A 15785-nucleotide genomic window follows, 5' to 3' on the forward strand; every position below is an offset into this window, starting at 1 on the left:
ATGATGGCCTTCGAGGCGGGACAGGAAGAAATGACGACGAATGACGGTAAGGGCCAGATGACGAGTGGTGTGCCGAACGATGCCGAGTTCTCGGTCCGGAATCCCTGGACTGGCCGCGTCACCTTTGTGGTCCGGCCAACGGGCGCCGATCAGATCGAGCGCTGCGTGCAAGCTGCCAAAGCGGCGTTCCGGCAATTCCTCAAGACGCCGGCGCACCAGCGCGCTTCCTGGCTCAACGGCGCCGCAAGCGCGATGGAGAAGGAGGCGCCGCAACTCGTCGAAATGACGATCGAGCATATCGGCAAGCCGCGCAAGGCGGCCGAGATGGAGGTCAGGCGCAGCATCGCCTTCATAAGAGCCTGCGCGATGCACCTGCACGGTCTCGGCGGAGAGGTCGTGCCGATCGACATGGTCCCGGCCGGCGCGGGTTTGTTCGGATTCATGCGCCGCGTGCCCTACGGCGTGGTCGCGGCGGTAACGCCGTTCAACGCACCCTCCAATCTGCTGGTGCAGAAGCTCGCGCCGGCGTTAATCACGGGGAATGCGGTTATCATCAAGCCCTGCCTGGAGGGCACCCGGATCGCGCAATCGATCGCCGCGGCTTTTGGCGTGGGCGGCGTACCCGAGGGCCTCGCGCAGGTCGTGCCCGGTGACCGCCAGGAGGCGCTGGACCTTGCCGCGCACCCGGATGTCGATGTCGTCACGCTGACCGGCGGAACCGCTGCGGGTGACGCGCTGGCACGTGCGGCGGGCGCAAAGCGCTTCATTGGGGAACTCGGTGGCAATTCGCCGAATATTGTCGCGGCGGACGCAAACATCGAGGACGCCGTGAAGCGCATCGTCCCATCCTCGTTCGAGGCCAGCGGCCAGCAGTGCATCTCGACGCAGCGGATCATCGTCGAAGCACCGGTGTTCGACGAGTTCCTTGCGCGCTTCATCGAAGCGGCGAAGCGGCTCAAGGTCGGGAACCCGGCTCTGCCGGATACGGACCTTGGTCCGGTGGTTTCCACGCGCGCGGCCGAGCGGATCAAGGCAATGATCGAGGACGCCAGCTCTCGCGGCTGCCGCGTGGTGACCTGCGGCGAGGTGACGGGCTGCGTCATTCCTCCCACCGTTGTCGTCGACCCGCCGCCAGATACGCGCCTGATCCGCGAGGAGGTGTTCGGGCCGGTCGTGGTGGTGATGCGGGCCAAGGATATCGATGACGCCATTCGCATCGCAAACGATTGCGAATTCGGCCTGCAGGGATCCTGCTTCACTGCCAGCCTGGCGACTGCGATGCGGATGTCGGAAGAAATCCGTGTCGGTTCGCTCTGGATCAACGAGGCGAGCCGGTTCCGGCTCGATAACTATCCCTTTGGTGGGGTCGGCCGGTCGGGCGTTGGCCGCGAAGGACTTCCCTATGCGTTCGAGGAGTACACCCAACCGAAATTCACCGGCATCCGCCTTCCCTGAAGCTCCCGTTCGTCCGAGCCGATTCAGGATCGGCGCGTTTCGGCCAGGAAAGCGAGACAGGCACGGCCGAGGACGTCCTCGGCCGTGTTGAAATGCGCGATAATCGACGTGTGATTGTGGCCTTTCAGCCAGACCAACGGCGGCGCGTGACCCTTTGCGACGGCGAGACGATAAGCCAGCTCGAAGCAATAGACGTCGATCAGGGGATTCTCGAACTCCGAGCAGGCCACAAACGTCGGTGGGCTCTGTTCGTCGACGTGGGAGACAGGGGACACGTCGTCGTAGATCGAGCTCTCAGGGCCATAATATTCGGCGACCCGCTTGGCATTGGGGTTGTCCGCGCGGGCATCGGCGCGGACCCGGCCGCTGATGATCAGGACGCCTGCGAGCCCATGCCCGCCTGCGGGATGGTGCCGTTTGTCGTAGGCATAGGTTCCGACATGTGCGCCGCCAGCGGAATGTCCCATCAGAAAGATTCGATTGGGATCAACATTCAGGCGGGCGGCGTTGTCGTGCATCCATTGCACGACCGCTGCAATGTCGCGGGTGGCTTCCGGATAGCGCGCCTCAGGGGCAAGGCGGTAGCCGGCATTGACCCCGACGACGCCGTGCCTTGCGAAGTAATACAGGACGTTGGCGTAGATCTCTGCGCTGCGATGGCGGCTACCCTCGGTGAAGGCGCCGCCATGGACAAAGATCAGCGCGGGTCGCGGTGACGGATCTGCCGCGGCGGGATGGAAAACCTCGAACGCCTGCCGCTCATGCGGCCCATAGTGAATATTGGCTTCAACGCGGATTCCCTCTCTGGGCGAGGACTTCAGCACTTCGCTGAATTTCTCGATCATCAGTCGAACATGGCCCTTGGTGTCTGTGGCCCATCTCCTGCCGACCTCCGCCATCAACGCGCGGAGATCGGCAGGAATCGCAGGAAGCTCTGTCATGGATCGGTCTCGCCTCGGTTCGCGTGCTTCTCTGCGCAGAGGGGGCGTTCACAGCTTGAGCAATCGAGCGGCGTTGTTGCTAATCAATTTGCCCTTGTCGTCAGGGGAGAGCTGGAGCTGCTTGATCCAGTCCATGCCGTCCTGGTTCATCACGTAGGGATAGTCGACGGCAAACATGATCCGGTCGATGCCGAGCTCCAGCATGGTGCAGATCAACGCCGGCGTCGAGAAATTGCCGCTGGTGGTGACGTGAAAGTGCTCGCAAAATTGCTTGCGGAAGCTCAGGCTCTGCTGGCCGGGACGGGACAGCGCCTGATCGATGCGCCACAGCAGGAATGGCAAGGTCTCGCCGAGATGCCCGAGGATGATCTGAAGCCTAGGGTACTTTTCTAGCGCGCGACTCAGGATCAGCCGAATCGCGGCCGTTGCCGTCTCGACCGTGAATCCCCAGGCCGGCCGGATCACGGTCGGGAAATCGCGGGCGTAGTCGTCGTAATAATGCTTGGTGACCTCCGCATGCGGCACCGACGGATGCAGGTAGATCGGCACATCGAGCTTCTCGGCCACCTCGAAGATCGGCCAGAAGCGCTTGTCGTCGATGAACAGGCCGTTGGTGAGGCCGTGGATCATCGCGCCCTTGAATTTCAGGTCCTTGATGCATCGCTCGAGTTCTCGCGCGGCCTGATCAGGGACGGGCGTCGGAAGTGCTGCGAATGCGGCAAACCGGCCGGGATGCCTGGCGCAGGCCTCGGCGAGACGGTCATTGACCCGCTGCGTCAATTCAACCGCGATGCCGGGTGACAATTTCTGCGCCGCCGGCGCGCCATGAGACAGCACCTGCACGTCGATTCCCGCGGCGTCCATCGCGCGAAGCCTGACGTCTCCGATTTCGGTCAAGAGGTCAGCGATCGGAGATTTGTTCTCGCCCGCTGGAAAAGCTCGCGCCATCTCCGGGTCCCAATAATGTTCCTCGATCGCGATGACGCGCGTATTGTCGAACATGATGAGTGATCTCGTCCTTGTCCCTGTGTATCGGCCGGCTTTGCAAGCGGCGCCAACGTGGTGCAAAAAGCAGCCTCGATTCGAGCTTATTCACTTGTTGACTATCTAGTCAACATTGGACATAGTTCGATACTGTCGCTGGTCGGCCAGGTCGAGCGTGCGCTCCGCTCGCCTTGCAAGACCACGGCCACCGGTTTCAATAGCGCGATGAAGACCGTAAGTCGATGCATCGCGCGTTGGTGGGAGGCAGGATGAAGCCGCCGATCTTTGAGTATGCGTCGCCCTCGACGGTTGCCGAGGCGGTCGCCCTGCTGGCCTCGAGAGACGGAAGCGCAAAGGTGATATCGGGCGGCCAGAGCCTGATGCCGATGCTCGCATTCCGCCTGGCGGCGCCCGAACTGCTGGTCGATCTCAAGCACCTGAAGAACCTCGATGCGATCAGCATCGGCGAAGATGGCGTCCGCCTCGGCGCCAAAGTGCGATGGTGCGATATCGAAAGTGACGCGCGGCTCGCGGTCAGCCACCCATTGCTGGCTGAAGCCATCAGGCACGTCGCCCACTACCAGATCCGCAACCGTGGAACGGTCGGCGGCTCTCTGGCGCATGCCGACCCGTCCGCCGAGATGCCTGGCGTTGCGATGACCTGCGAGGCGCGGATGACGATCGTCGGAAGCGCCGGGTCGCGGATCGAAGCGGCCGCTGATTTCTTCACTGGTCCGCTGCAGACCAGCTTGCAGCCGGATGAAATCCTGACCGAGGTGCATCTGCCTCCTTGGCCGGCCGCGAGGCGCTGGGCCTTCCTGGAGTTCGCGCGCCGGAAAGGCGACTTCGCGATGGCGGGCGTCGCCCTGCATTATGACCTGGATGGCACCGGCCGCATTGTCGATGCGCATGTGGGTGTGATCGGGGTTGCGGATCGGCCGATCCGGCTGGCGGCCGTCGAGACAATGCTGAACGCCAATCGGTTGGACGACAAGTTGATTGCAGCCGCTTCGGCAAAGGCGCGGGAATCCGTCGATCCTCCGTCCGATATTCACGCGCCCGGTGCTTATCGTGCGGCGCTGGTTGCAACGCTGCTCGCGCGCGGTCTGAAGAAGTCCGCTGCCTAGGAGTTTTTCATGCACGTCAAATTCGATCTCAACGGCCGACCGGTCGCCTCCGACGTCGAGCCGCGCACGACGCTGGCGGATTGCATCCGGAATGACTTTGGCCAGACCGGCACTCACTTAGCGTGCGAGCACGGCGTCTGTGGCGCGTGCACCGTATTGGTCAACGGCGAGGCCGTTCGTTCCTGTCTTATGCTTGCGGTGCAGGTGCAGGGCGACAAGGTCGTGACGGTCGAAGGCCTTTCCGGCGACGAATTGACGCCGCTGCAGGCCGCATTCCGGAAACATCACGCCCTGCAATGCGGCTTCTGTACACCGGGCTTCATCACCACCGCGCACGCTCTGCTCAGCCATGAGCCGGACGCTGACGAGGAGCGGATCCGTGATGTTCTCTCCGGCAATTTGTGCCGTTGCACGGGATACGTTCCGATCGTCGAAGCCGTGCTTGAAGCGCGGGAGTCCTACCGGGGCTCGGGGAGCAAGTGATGAAGAGCTTCAATTCCTATATCGGCCGCCCCATGGAGCGGGTCGAGGACCTGCGCATGGTGCGGGGAAGGGGGACTTACGTCGCCGACGTCAACCGGCCGAACCAGCTTTACGCCGTGATCCTGCGCAGCTCGGTTGCGCACGGGATCATCAGGTCGATCGACAGTAGTGAAGCGCTGGCGCTGCCGGGCGTGCATCGCGTCCTCACCGCCAAGGATTTCGGGACGAAGGTCCCTGTCATTCCGTTGCGGTTGCAGCCGCTGCCGCAGCTCGAGTCGTTCCATCAGCCGGTCCTGGCCGACAAGAAGGTGCGCTATGTCGGCGAACCGGTTGCGGTCGTCATCGCCGACAGCGCGGCGATCGCCGAGGATGCCCTTGAGCGTATCGCGCTCGATATCGAACCGCTGCCGGCAATCGCCAGCCGGTCGCAGGCCGAGGCAAAAAGGGCGGTGCTGTTCGAGGAGCACGGGTCCAACGTCGCCATCACATGGAGCGCGTTCCGCGGCAATGCGGACGAGGCGTTCAAGATGGCCGACTATGTCCGCCGCGAGACGTTCAAGGTGCAGCGGCACGCCGCGATGTTCATGGAGCCGCGCGGCTTTGTCGCCGAGTGGGACGAGGTGGCCGGCAAATTGACGGTTTGGGGAGCCGCCAAGACCGCCTGGCACAACCGCCGCACGCTCGCCGCCCAGCTGGGACTTGCGCTCGAAACGGTCGATCTGATCGAGGTCGATGTCGGCGGCGGGTTTGGTTCGCGCGGCGAGTTCTATCCGGAGGACTATCTCATTCCGGCCGCGGCAAGAATTGTCGGGCGGCCGGTGAAATGGACCGAGGACCGTCGCGAGCACATCATGAGCGCCAATCACGCGCGTGATATCGAGTGCGACGTCGAATTCGCGGTTTCGCGCGATGGTCGCTTCATCGGGCTGCGTGGCCAGATATGGGCCGATATCGGCGCCTATATTCGCACCAACGGCTCCGTCGGCCCCCGCAACGTCGCGCAATTCATGTCGGGGCCGTATTGCATCGAGCACATCGACCTCAAGAGCTCGATGCTGACCACCAACAAGACGCCTTGCGGGACCTATCGCGGACCAGGTCGCTACGAGACCGACTTCATTCGTGAGCGGATGATCGATCTCGTGGCGCAGGATTTGAAGATCGATCGGGTCGAACTGCGCCGTCGCAATCTCGTGGCCGATGCGCAGATGCCATATCCGCTCGCCTCGATTACGCCCTATGACAGTTCGACGGAGCTCGACAGCGGCGATTATCACGCGGTGTTCGATCGCTGCTTGAGGGAGTTCGGCTGGGACGAAAGAAGCAAGCTTCGCGGCCAACTGATCGACGGCTACTATCACGGCCTTGCGATCGGCAGTTTCATCGAAGGCGGCGCGGCGGGGCCCAAGGAGGAGGCACGCCTGGTTCTGGAGACGGATGGGGCGCTCTCGGTCTATATCGGATCGTCGTCGGTCGGGCAGGGATTGGAAACGATCATGGCGCAGATCGCGGCCGATGCCATGGAGATGTCTTACGACAAGATCACCATCCGTCACGGGTCAACCAGCTATGTCAAGGACGGCTATGGCGCCTATCACTCGCGATCGACGGTGATGGGCGGCTCGGCGATCCTGCTGGCAGCTGAGAAGTTGAAGGACCTGATCCGCAAGACAGCCGCGGCGCGTCTCGGCTGCACCGCGGAGCAGATCGTGATTGACGGCGAGCAGGCCGGCTTTGGCGGCGAGCATCTGGCGTTTGCCGGGCTGTCGGACGAGCCACTCGAAGTCGAAGCCGAGTTCTTCAACAAGAAGTACACCTGGGCTTACGGGACGCAGGCTGCGCATGTGGCTGTTGATCCCGGCACGGGGCATGTCAAAGTCGTTGATTTCATCTCGGTCGAGGATGTTGGCCGCATGATCAATCCGTTGACATTACATGGTCAGGCGATCGGTTCGATCGTGCAGGGCCTCGGCGGCGCGTTCCTGGAGCATCTGGTCTACGACGACGAGGGCCAATTGCTGACGGGCTCGTTTGCCGATTACCTGATGCCGACGGCGTCGGACTTTCCCAATATCCGTTCGATTACTGTCGAGCTGAAACCCTGTCCGAACAATCCGCTGGGCGCAAAGGGCGCAGGTGAGGGCGGTCTCATTCCGGTCGGAGGCGTCATGGCCAATGCCGTGGCCGATGCCTTGTCGCACCTCAACGTTCAGCCGATGGAGCTGCCGCTCTCGCCGCCGCGGATATGGCAACTGGTCGAAAGGGCAGAGGCTGCTCGTTCCGCGACGTAGGGCATGAGCCGGACGGAGGAATTTGCGTTAGCGCAAGGATTGGACAGCTTTCCAAGAAGACCATGCTCAAGAACTGAAGAACGCGACGGGGATTCAACTGATTCCATCGCACTTGACCATTTTTCAGTTTGATTTTCGCGGGCGGTTGGGCTTCTTCTCGGATTGAAGCGAGGGGAGCTGCAGGTTCGCGATGATGACCGGACGGCGTATTCGCGGAAAGGCGCTCGTAGATCCGATTTGAGGCTTCGCTCTCGCTCCATAGATGAAGGGAGCGCGTCTTGGCGCGTCGTAGCAGCGATCCGGCTCGCGTTCGCGAGAAGATACTTAAACTGGCCATGGAAGAATTCGGCCGCATTGGCTTTGAGGGTGCGCGCGTCGATCGCATCGCCGAGCGCTGTCACCTCAGCAAGAACATGCTGTACTACTATTTCAAGTCCAAGGAAGGCCTGTTTGTCGCCGCGCTCGAACGGATGTACGAGAGTTTCCGAGAGCAGCAGCGTGACTTGTCGGTGCGCGCGAGCGATCCTATCGTGGCTCTGCAACAGCTCATCGCGCACACGTTCCTGGCGCTGGAGAACAATCCGAACGCGATTCGCCTGCTGAACGAGGAGAACAAGCACCGCGGCAAGTATATTCGCAAATCGAAGCGGATCAGGGATCTCTACAACCCGTTGGTCGAAACGCTCAGCTTTATCCTGGAGCGAGGCCGAAGGGATGGCGTCTTCCGCGCGGGGCTTGATCCGGCGGTGGTTTATTTGACGCTGTCATCGCTGTGCTATCATTACCTCTCCAATCAGTACACGCTGGAGATCGCGCTCAACAAGGAGCTGAGTTCGGCGATCGCGCGCAAGCAGTGGCTAGAGCATGTCACCGACCTTGTTCTGCAATATTGTGTATCCGACCCCGCCAAGACGCTGGATCGGAAATCAAATGCGAAGACCCTGGCAGCCGCGGATTAGGTTAGCGGGGGCTCTCAATCGCGGGTTCGTTTGGGGAGATCATGTGCCCCTCGATCACATCGTCTTCGGATCGGCTTCGGACCGGTTCCCATTTGACCATCCACAGCGAGAGCAGGCCGGCGACCGGCACCAGTGCGAGCGCGAGCATCAGGTTGGACAGGCCGATTTTCGCCAATAGCAGCGGAAAGAAGAACAGCCCGATGATGGTGCCTATCCTCACCATTCCCTGAGCCCAGCCGGCGCCCGTTCCGCGGAGCAATGTCGGATATGACAGTGTCGCCAGCGATGCGGAAACGGAACCGGGGCCAAGGGTCTGCCCCAGAATAAAGCCATAGATCAGCACGATGGAGAAGTAGGGCGACACGCGGTCCGCGGTCCACCAGAACAGCAACAGGCTGACCGTCACGATGCAGTAGCCCGTGATGATCAGCCGCCTGACGCCCAGCCTGTCGACGTAGGCCGCCGCAAGCAGGCCGCCGATCGCGCCGGCTATGGTCGAAAGCAGCGTTCCGATGGCGGCGTAGACGAAATCACTGCCGAAGATCACCGTCGAGATCGACGGCAGATAGAATCCGACGGCAAAATACTCCAGGCTCTGGGTGATCGAAACCACCGAAACCAGGATCGTCCGCGCCAGATACGGCTTCGCAAAGATCGTCGCGTAGCTCGCAGACGCGACCTTGGTGGCGGTTGCGAGATTGCCTTCGACCCGGACCTTGACCTGATAGGTTTTCTCCAGAAGCCGTGCCGCTTCCGCAAGGCCGACATGATTGGCCGCCCATAGGGGGCTCTCCGACATGTACCTGCCGCGCAACAGCAGGATGGCGAGAGCGGGCAGCGCGCCAAAGCCCACCGCAAAGCACCAGAGATGCTCGACATGACCGAGCCAATAGATGGCGAGCGCAACGAACACTGAAACGGCGACGGCGACCTGCCACAGGAATACCCAGAGCGCGATGCTTCCCGCACGCCGCGTCCTGTTGACGAATTCCGCGAGAAAGCTGAACGCGACCGGATAGTCCAGCCCGACGCCGACGCCCATCAGGAAGCGGAAGAACAAAAGCGCATAGATATTGGGCGACAGCGCCGCGCCCAGCGTTGCAACGACGAGGCAGACGAGATCGACCACAAACATTCGAAGGCGGCCGATCTTGTCCGTCAGGTGACCACCGGCGACGCCGCCGATGACGGCGCCGACGCCCATGATCGCGGTAATCGTTCCAAGCTGAGATGGCGCAAGATCGAATTCTGCACGCAGCCCGGGAACACCGATGCCGAGACTGGCAAAATCATAGGCATCGACGAACACGCCCCCCAGCGCGATCAGAACCACGCCGAGGCCGGATCGGGTCATCGGCTGATCGCCGACGAACTCGGCGACGTCGTCCTTCGATCGGATAACAACCTCGCGCATCGTCACCCCCGCAGCCTCGTTTGGAGCAAACCAAGTCTAAGTTGACCGAATAGTCAACGTGATCATTTCTTCCTATTTCTTGAAGCCTGATGACTGCAGTGCAAAAGGGCGCCATCGTCCTAATAAGTAGGCATCTGAGCGCCAAGTCTCGGTTGATGCATGGTTAGCGCGCTCTGCGCGCAAGCCGTCTCTTTGCTGAAAGATGCAGGGAGAGTCCTCCAATATTGCGGAGCAGCGAGGCGGGAAGAGCGGATCGTTCCGCATTTTGATCGACTCCTATCGGCAGAAGACGAAATTCGCGCTAGACAACATCAAGAAAGCTCAGTTAACTAGATAGTCAACAAGGGAGGAACGGCGCATATGGCGCCGTGGCGCAAATCTTGCTCTCGCGGGTAAGGTTGTCAGCCACCTGATTGAGAGAACAATGGTCGCTTTGAAGGTTCAGCCAGCGGGCAGCGCCTATGGCGTTTCAATTTCCGCTTCGGACTCGACGAAATCGGCGATGATTCGCATCGCGGGCCTGGAGAAGCGGTTCAAGACCCGCTCCGGCGAGACCGTGAACGCGCTGACCAACGTAAACCTCGACATTCGGGAAAACGAGTTCATCTCGGTCGTGGGCCCCAGTGGCTGCGGCAAAACAACGCTGCTCCGGATCCTTGCAGGCCTGGAAAGCAGGTCGTCGGGGACCATCCAATGCGATGGTGCCGAGATTTCCGGTCCGCGTCCGGATGTAGGCGTCGTCTTTCAGCAGGCGACGTTGTTGCCGTGGAACACGGTGCTGACCAACGTGCTGCTGCCGGCCCATTTAAGGAACGACAAGTCCGAGGCGACGGTCAAGCGCGCTGAAGGCCTGCTCGCCTTCATGGGGCTGAAGGACTTCGCCCAGAAGTATCCGTTCGAGCTGTCCGGCGGCATGCAGCAGCGCGTGGCGATCTGCCGCGCACTGATGCGCGAGCCGCGCATTCTGTTGATGGATGAACCGTTCGGGGCGCTCGATGCGATGACGCGCGAGGCCATGAACATGGAGCTCATGCGGGTGTGGTCCGAGGAGCGGAAGACCGTCATCTTCATTACCCACAGCATTCCGGAAGCCGTTCTCTTGAGTGATCGCGTGGTGGTCATGTCGCCGCGGCCGGGCCGCATCTCCGAAATCATCGATGTCGATGTCGGCCGTCCGCGTTCGCTGCAGACCATGGCGACGCCACGGTTCGGTGAACTCTGCGATCGCATCCGCACTATCTTCGGCGCGCAATCGGTAACGGCGACATCGCTATGAGTGATGCTTCAAAACCGGCGGGATCGCATCTGCTGCAATCGATTGCAGTCGCGGTAGTCGTGATTGCGGTATGGGAGGGCACCTGTAGAGGGTTCGACGTATCGCCGATCGTGCTGCCGACTCCGAGCTCGATCGTGGTTCGGCTCTACGCCCTGGTCTCGAGCGGGATGATCTGGCCGCATTTGTGGGCGACGCTGGTCGAGGTGTTGAGCGGCTTCGTGCTCGGCGGGATCGCCGGTCTGGTCATTGGCGCCACCATCTCGTTGGTGCCCGTCTTCGAACGGTTGGTGTATCCGTATCTCGTGGCGTTGCAGACCTTGCCGAAGGTTGCCATCGCACCGCTCTTCATCATCTGGTTCGGCTATGGTCTCACCTCCAAGGTCGTGATCACGGCGCTGGTCTGCTTCTTTCCGGTACTGGTGAGCGTGATCGCCGGCTTCCACGCAACGGATAAGGATCAGCTTGACATGATGAGGGCGTTTGGCGCCACCAAGTGGCAGACCTTGATGCGGCTCCGCATCCCATCCGCGCTGGTCCTGATTTTCGCGGGGCTTGAGATTGCCGCCGTGCTCGCAGTCATCGGCGCGATTGTCGGTGAATTCGTCGGCGCGCAGGTCGGTCTCGGCTATCTCGTGGTGACCCTTAATTTCGGGATGGACGTGTCAGGCGTCTTCGCGGTCTTGATCGTGCTGTCGGCTATTGGCCTGGCGATGCACGGCCTGATGCGATATGCGGCGCGTCGCTCCATTTTCTGGATCCGGCGCAGCGATGCGCCAATGATGCATTGAGAGCCTGTTGGAGATGAGAATGTCTAGCGTAGCTTGGGGACGCCGGCTGTTGTTGGCTGCCGCGGTAGTGATAGCGGCCGTCGGCTGTACGGAAAGCGCGAATGCGCTTGAGAAGGTGAGGCTGCTGATTCCCGTTCGCAACATCGACGAAGCGTTCTCCCCATTCGTCGTCGCCAGGGATAAGGGGTATTTCGCCGCGGAGGGCTACGATGTCACATTGATCGCCGTCGGCGGCTCGAACGAGTCGGCGATCCAGGTCTCGGCCGGCAACGCCGAAGTCGGCGCGGCCTCGCCGGGCGAAGCACTGGTCGGCATTCAGTCCGGAAAGCTCGATATCCGCTATTTCTACGGTCTCTATTACTCCAACATCTGGTCGGTTGCGGTGCTGCCCGACAGCCCGATCAAGACGCTTGCCGAGCTGAAGGGCAAGAAGCTCGGTATCCAGTCGATGGGGAGCGCCGGCACGACGTTTGGACGTGCGTTCGCGCAAGCCGCGGGCCTGGATCCCCAGAAGGATATCTCTTTCCTGCCCATCGGCGTCGGCGCGCAGGCGGTGACTTCGGTTCGCCAAAAGCTCGTGGACGGCGTGGTTTACTGGGATGCGGCGCTGGCGAAATTCAAGTTTTCCGGGCTCGATCTTCGCCCGATCCCGGTGCCTGAGAATCTGCGTACGCTGCCGGATGTCGCGTTGCTGGCTCGCAATGATACGATCGGCAAGAATCCCAAAATGCTGACCGGTATCGCGCGGGCAATCGCGAAGGGATATGACTATTCGATGGCCAATCCCGAAGCCGCGGTGCTGATCACCTGGAAAGCATATCCTGAGGCCAGATCGAAGAATCCTGACACCGCGGCTGCGCTCAAGGAAGGCGTGGCTGTCAATCAGGCCCGGCTCGGCATCTGGAACACGGCGAAGATCGGCGACAAGCATGGACTGCTGGTCGATGCCGATTGGAATCGCCTCATTCAATTTTTCGTCGATCAGAAGGTGCTGCCTGCCGCCGTTCCCGTCGATCGGGTCATCACCGGCAAGTTTATCGACGACATCAACGCCTATGACCGCGCCAGCATCGTCTCCGATGCCAGAAAGGAAAATATCTCGAAGCTGGAATGAGGCTGGTGTGATCCTTGCGCCAGCTTCGAAACTCCTGGGATCGCAGGTGACACAAACCAAGCCGGAGACCGACAGAGCGATTTCTGTACCACGTCGGATGCCGTACAAGGTCGCCAATCGCAAGCTGTCCGGCGAACGAAAGGCGCACCTATTTGGTGTGGTGATCCCGTTGCCGCGAAACAGCTCTCGGCAAATTGCTGAGATCACCGGTGGCCCGGCAGGACTCGAACCTGCGATCAGACCGTTATGAGCGGCGGATCAAAGCTCCTGTTTTTCGGCGAGAACAAACCGGGCACGGCACTTCAATTTGAAGCAGGATTGCTCTAGATCGGCATCTCAGCCGTGCATTCGCCGCTTTAGCTCACAGTCGACCGATGATCTGGAAACGACCAATCAGGCCGATCGCCAATGTCTTCGCCCTATGGGCGCTTTGCGCGCTGGTGTTTTCTCCGGTCATGGCGGCAGCGGAGAATCCAGCGACGGCAGCTGCTGGCGAAATCGTGGTGCATTTTGATATTCCGGCCCAGCCGTTGGAAGATGCTCTTTATGCATTTGGGAATGTTACCGGGATATCGATTTTTGTAGACGGTAGCGCGGTGGCGGGCCGTCGATCGACCGCAGTCGAAGGAGCCTTCACGGTCACGCGAGCGCTGCGCATCCTGTTGGCGGGCACAGGTCTCGATGTCCGCCCAATGGGCGCCGGCGCCATCACGCTCTCGCAGCCGCATTCCGACGCGCTGGCCTCTCGGCGCTATTCGGCCGCTCTGCAGAACGCCGCCCTTCGTCGATTGTGCAGCGACACGGAAACGCGTCCCGGTTCATATCGGCTTGCGATGGAGTTATGGCTCGACGATATCGGCCGCGTGCGGCGGATCGAGCTATTGAGCTCGACCAGCGATTTGGCACGCGACCGTCGGCTCCGCGAGCTCATGGAAGGCGTTTCAGCAGGCAAGCCGCCGCCTATGCTGCCGCAGCCGGTCATCATGGTGATCTTGCCCCGGTCACCCCGGGACAGTGGCGATTGTGGCTAGCCCTCTTCCAAGTGGGGAAGGGGAACGGCTTGCGCGACGCCCGGCGTCTCGCGGCAAGCATGAAACAAAACCGTCACACTCCATGGGTATCCCAATTCCTTGGGGGCTCTGAAACACGACACGAGAGCCGAGTTTGGGCTTTGGGGCGCGGCACCCCCAAAGGTGAGCACCGCTGCTCGCAGCAGTTTAGACCGCCGAGCCGGATGTCCGTCTGTTAAGTCGTCATGACCCATACGAGTCACGCTCTCTTGCTTCAGGTGCTGACGGACGACTACGGCCTCTTGAAGGGACGGCTGGCGCGCCGGCTTGGTTCTCCTGACATTGCGGACGAGGTGCTGCAGGAAGCCTACCTCCGTGTCGAGCGTATGCCGCCGACGATCGGAGCGGTCCTGCATCCGCGAACCTATCTTTTCCGCATTGCGCTCAACATTGCTGCTGACCGGCGACGTTCGGAGCAACGGCGCCTGGCGCGGTCAGAGATCGAGCTGCTGCTACGGCTCGAACACGACGAACTTGATCCCGAGCGTGTCGTGGAGGCACGTTCGTCAGTCCGCACGTTGGTCGAGGCGTTGGAGGATCTGCCGCCGCGGCGTCGCGCCATTTTTGTCGCGGCACGGGTCAATGGCCTGTCGATCCCGCAGATTGCAGCCCAATTCAGTGTTTCAACGCGCTTTATCGAGCGCGAGCTCAAGCAGGCGCTTGACCATTGCCGCGATCGCCTTGAAATAAAGTTGTCACGGAAGTTCGGACCCGGCCGCTCTGAGACGTCTAGTGAGTGAGGAGCGACCGTGAAAGAACCGTCTCACAGGATTTTGCCCGGCCTGTCCGCCGTGCCTGATCCTCCCCTGCATGCGGCGGAGGAAAGGGAGGGAGCGCCTTCGGACGGAGGGCAGGCGCTGACGGACCAGGCGACGGCGTGGGTCATGCTCCTCTTGTCGGGCAATGCCACCACCGATGATGTCGAGGCACTACAGCGCTGGCGCCAGCAGAGCCCCGCGCACGCCCGGGCCTTTGCCGAGGCCAAATTGCTGTGGGAAGCGCTTGGCCCTGCAGCCGGCGATGTTGCACGGCGGATGGACCATTCGGGCAACTTGTCCGCTGCTCGAGGCGCGACGCGCACAGTCGCCGGGCATATCGGGCGCCGGGCCTTGATAGGCGGAGCGCTTGCCGCGTCGGTCGCAGCGGTGGGCTATTTGGGATCGAGGCCGCCGTTCCGATTGTGGCCGTCGATCGAGGAGATGCGGGCGAGCTACCGGACCGGCACCGGTGAGCAACGGCAGCTTGCGCTGTCGGATGATGTGTCGCTGATCCTGAATACGCAAACGAGTGTCGGCGTCCGTGCTGCCTCGGAGGGCTCCCGAGAGATGGAGTTGATAGCCGGGGAGGCGGTGATCACCACCAAGAGCGCAGGGCCGTTCGTGGTTTACGCTGCGGATGGGCTTGCAACATCCACCGTCGCCCGCTTTGTTATACGCCGGGATGGAACAACTGTCCGCGTCACTTGCCTCGACGGCACGGTTGACGTTGGCCGCGACGGCCGGTTCGCGACGGTTCCCGCCGGCCATTGCGTATTCTATGGTGCACATGGGCTGCAGCAAGTTGCGCCCGTCGACCTCTCGGTCGCAACTGCATGGCAACACGGCCAATTGGTCTTTCGCCACGAATCTTTGGCCCGCGTCATCGAAGAGGTGAATCGATACCGGCCTGGAAGGATCGTTCTGCTCAACGAAAAGCTCGCAGAAAGGGACGTCGTCGCCACGTTCCATCTCAGTAGGATCGACGATGCGGTGGAACATCTGGCACGCGCATTTGGTGCAAGGGTGCGCTCGCTGCCGGCAGGAATTGTGCTGCTGAGCTGATTCCTTCTTGCGCTGAGGTGATAATCGGCGGTCTCAAAAAATCGGCCAAAAAATCGGCCAAGG

14 protein-coding genes are annotated in these 15785 nt (G+C 61.5%); 11 read left to right on the plus strand and 3 right to left on the minus strand.

Features of this window, described 5'->3' with window-relative positions; genetic code table 11:
- Positions 1-30: 30 nt before the first annotated feature.
- Positions 31-1455: an aldehyde dehydrogenase family protein gene (locus tag J6497_RS05610; protein ID WP_225703253.1), complete on the plus strand. Its 1425-nt coding sequence runs from the start codon at positions 31-33 to the stop codon at positions 1453-1455.
- A gap of 23 nt (positions 1456-1478) precedes the next feature.
- Here the strand turns inward: J6497_RS05610 and J6497_RS05615 are convergent, their stop codons facing one another.
- Both J6497_RS05615 and J6497_RS05620 read right to left on the minus strand, forming a co-directional pair.
- Positions 1479-2396 (minus strand): alpha/beta hydrolase, encoded by a 918-nt coding sequence (locus J6497_RS05615; RefSeq protein WP_225703254.1) that lies wholly within the window; start codon positions 2394-2396, stop codon positions 1479-1481.
- A 48-nt stretch (positions 2397-2444) separates the two neighbouring features.
- Positions 2445-3398, minus strand: a complete 954-nt coding sequence (locus J6497_RS05620; RefSeq protein ID WP_225703255.1) for an amidohydrolase family protein — start codon at positions 3396-3398, stop codon at positions 2445-2447.
- A gap of 251 nt (positions 3399-3649) precedes the next feature.
- Here J6497_RS05620 and J6497_RS05625 point away from each other — a divergent pair, with 251 nt between their 5' ends.
- The 4 genes from J6497_RS05625 to J6497_RS05640 all read left to right on the plus strand — a co-directional run bounded on the left by J6497_RS05625 (position 3650) and on the right by J6497_RS05640 (position 8240).
- On the plus strand, positions 3650-4507 hold the full coding sequence (locus J6497_RS05625) for an FAD binding domain-containing protein (protein ID WP_225703256.1): 858 nt from the start codon (positions 3650-3652) through the stop codon (positions 4505-4507).
- A gap of 9 nt (positions 4508-4516) precedes the next feature.
- Positions 4517-4990 (plus strand): (2Fe-2S)-binding protein, encoded by a 474-nt coding sequence (locus J6497_RS05630; protein WP_225703257.1) that lies wholly within the window; start codon positions 4517-4519, stop codon positions 4988-4990.
- Complete coding sequence (locus J6497_RS05635) at positions 4990-7281, plus strand: xanthine dehydrogenase family protein molybdopterin-binding subunit (RefSeq protein ID WP_225703258.1); 2292 nt, start codon at positions 4990-4992, stop codon at positions 7279-7281. The genes J6497_RS05630 and J6497_RS05635 overlap by 1 nt, the downstream gene beginning before the upstream one ends.
- Positions 7282-7559: 278 nt before the next feature.
- Positions 7560-8240, plus strand: coding sequence for a TetR/AcrR family transcriptional regulator (locus J6497_RS05640; protein ID WP_225703259.1), 681 nt, complete (start codon positions 7560-7562; stop codon positions 8238-8240).
- Between the two features lies 1 nt (position 8241).
- On the opposite strand, the gene J6497_RS05645 is transcribed toward J6497_RS05640, so the two are convergent.
- Positions 8242-9654, minus strand: a complete 1413-nt coding sequence (locus tag J6497_RS05645) for an MFS transporter (RefSeq protein WP_225703260.1) — start codon at positions 9652-9654, stop codon at positions 8242-8244.
- 502 nt (positions 9655-10156) lie between these two features.
- Here J6497_RS05645 and J6497_RS05650 point away from each other — a divergent pair.
- From J6497_RS05650 to J6497_RS05675, 6 genes are all read left to right on the plus strand, one after another.
- Positions 10157-10930 carry an ABC transporter ATP-binding protein gene (locus J6497_RS05650; RefSeq protein ID WP_225703261.1) on the plus strand — a complete coding sequence of 258 codons (774 nt, stop codon included), beginning with the start codon at positions 10157-10159 and terminating at the stop codon, positions 10928-10930.
- Positions 10927-11718 carry an ABC transporter permease gene (locus tag J6497_RS05655; RefSeq protein ID WP_225703262.1) on the plus strand — a complete coding sequence of 264 codons (792 nt, stop codon included), beginning with the start codon at positions 10927-10929 and terminating at the stop codon, positions 11716-11718. The genes J6497_RS05650 and J6497_RS05655 overlap by 4 nt, the downstream gene beginning before the upstream one ends.
- Before the next feature lie 19 nt (positions 11719-11737).
- A complete protein-coding gene (locus J6497_RS05660; protein ID WP_225703263.1) occupies positions 11738-12832 on the plus strand; it encodes an ABC transporter substrate-binding protein in 1095 nt (364 codons plus the stop codon).
- 374 nt (positions 12833-13206) lie between these two features.
- Positions 13207-13863, plus strand: a complete 657-nt coding sequence (locus J6497_RS05665; RefSeq protein ID WP_225703264.1) for an STN domain-containing protein — start codon at positions 13207-13209, stop codon at positions 13861-13863.
- Between the two features lie 224 nt (positions 13864-14087).
- Positions 14088-14642, plus strand: a complete 555-nt coding sequence (locus tag J6497_RS05670) for an RNA polymerase sigma factor (RefSeq protein WP_225703265.1) — start codon at positions 14088-14090, stop codon at positions 14640-14642.
- Positions 14643-14651: 9 nt separating this feature from the next.
- On the plus strand, positions 14652-15722 hold the full coding sequence (locus J6497_RS05675; RefSeq protein WP_225703266.1) for a FecR family protein: 1071 nt from the start codon (positions 14652-14654) through the stop codon (positions 15720-15722).
- The last annotated feature ends 63 nt before the right edge of the window (positions 15723-15785 follow it).

This window comes from Bradyrhizobium cenepequi, assembly GCF_020329485.1.
Lineage (GTDB): Bacteria > Pseudomonadota > Alphaproteobacteria > Rhizobiales > Xanthobacteraceae > Bradyrhizobium > Bradyrhizobium cenepequi.

What these genes read in the sequence shown, in the direction of transcription:
- J6497_RS05610 (WP_225703253.1), top strand. Translation starts at nt 31, where the DNA reads ATGACGACGAATGACGGTAAGGGCCAGATGACGAGTGGTGTGCCGAAC.
- J6497_RS05615 (WP_225703254.1), bottom strand. Translation starts at nt 2,396, where the DNA reads ATGACAGAGCTTCCTGCGATTCCTGCCGATCTCCGCGCGTTGATGGCG.
- J6497_RS05620 (WP_225703255.1), bottom strand. Translation starts at nt 3,398, where the DNA reads ATGTTCGACAATACGCGCGTCATCGCGATCGAGGAACATTATTGGGAC.
- J6497_RS05625 (WP_225703256.1), top strand. Translation starts at nt 3,650, where the DNA reads ATGAAGCCGCCGATCTTTGAGTATGCGTCGCCCTCGACGGTTGCCGAG.
- J6497_RS05630 (WP_225703257.1), top strand. Translation starts at nt 4,517, where the DNA reads ATGCACGTCAAATTCGATCTCAACGGCCGACCGGTCGCCTCCGACGTC.
- J6497_RS05635 (WP_225703258.1), top strand. Translation starts at nt 4,990, where the DNA reads ATGAAGAGCTTCAATTCCTATATCGGCCGCCCCATGGAGCGGGTCGAG.
- J6497_RS05645 (WP_225703260.1), bottom strand. Translation starts at nt 9,654, where the DNA reads ATGCGCGAGGTTGTTATCCGATCGAAGGACGACGTCGCCGAGTTCGTC.
- J6497_RS05650 (WP_225703261.1), top strand. Translation starts at nt 10,157, where the DNA reads ATGATTCGCATCGCGGGCCTGGAGAAGCGGTTCAAGACCCGCTCCGGC.
- J6497_RS05655 (WP_225703262.1), top strand. Translation starts at nt 10,927, where the DNA reads ATGAGTGATGCTTCAAAACCGGCGGGATCGCATCTGCTGCAATCGATT.
- J6497_RS05660 (WP_225703263.1), top strand. Translation starts at nt 11,738, where the DNA reads ATGTCTAGCGTAGCTTGGGGACGCCGGCTGTTGTTGGCTGCCGCGGTA.
- J6497_RS05665 (WP_225703264.1), top strand. Translation starts at nt 13,207, where the DNA reads ATGATCTGGAAACGACCAATCAGGCCGATCGCCAATGTCTTCGCCCTA.
- J6497_RS05670 (WP_225703265.1), top strand. Translation starts at nt 14,088, where the DNA reads ATGACCCATACGAGTCACGCTCTCTTGCTTCAGGTGCTGACGGACGAC.